The sequence below is a fragment of the Aeromonas sp. PS2Canimalfood6 genome (genome assembly GCF_048276795.1).
GTDB classification, from domain to species: Bacteria; Pseudomonadota; Gammaproteobacteria; order Enterobacterales; family Aeromonadaceae; genus Aeromonas; species Aeromonas caviae.
Genome location: NZ_JBLUXC010000168.1, coordinates 1 through 458, shown reverse-complemented (window position 1 = coordinate 458; position 458 = coordinate 1). Strand labels below are relative to the sequence as shown.

Below are 458 nucleotides of genomic sequence, written 5' to 3'. Positions count from 1 at the left end.
TTGAGCAGTCTCAAGGCCGCGCAGGAGTGCCGTTATCTGGTCGGCGATGCCGCACTGTACTGCGCCGATACCTTGCAATTACTGGCGCAACAGCAGCAACTATTTGTGACCCGGGTGCCCGTCACTCTCAATGAGGCAAAGCAGGCCGTGGCAACCATAGGTGCACAACCGCTGACCGCTCTGGGCAATGGCTATCATGGCCGTTGGCAACACGCGAATTATGCCGGGGTCGCGCAACGTTGGTTGCTGGTGCGCAGCGAACAAGCCAGCCACCGCGAGCAGCAGACATTGGCCAAAAACCTGCTCAAAGACAGTACCCGCGAGCTCAAAGCCTTCGCCAAATTGTGTGCCCGACGCTTTGCTTGTGAGGCGGATGCCCAAGCTGAGTTGAGCTGTTTTACCGCCAGCTTGATGCTGCTGCAACTGGATGCCGAAGTGGTAGGTGAACCCGTTTATAC

At 57.6% G+C, this 458-nt stretch carries 1 protein-coding gene; it reads left to right on the top strand.

Annotated features, from left to right (window positions below; all coding sequences use genetic code 11):
* Window positions 1-458 (top strand): IS1634 family transposase (locus ACNPAA_RS21090; RefSeq protein ID WP_417892001.1); only part of this gene is annotated, 458 nt, incomplete at both ends.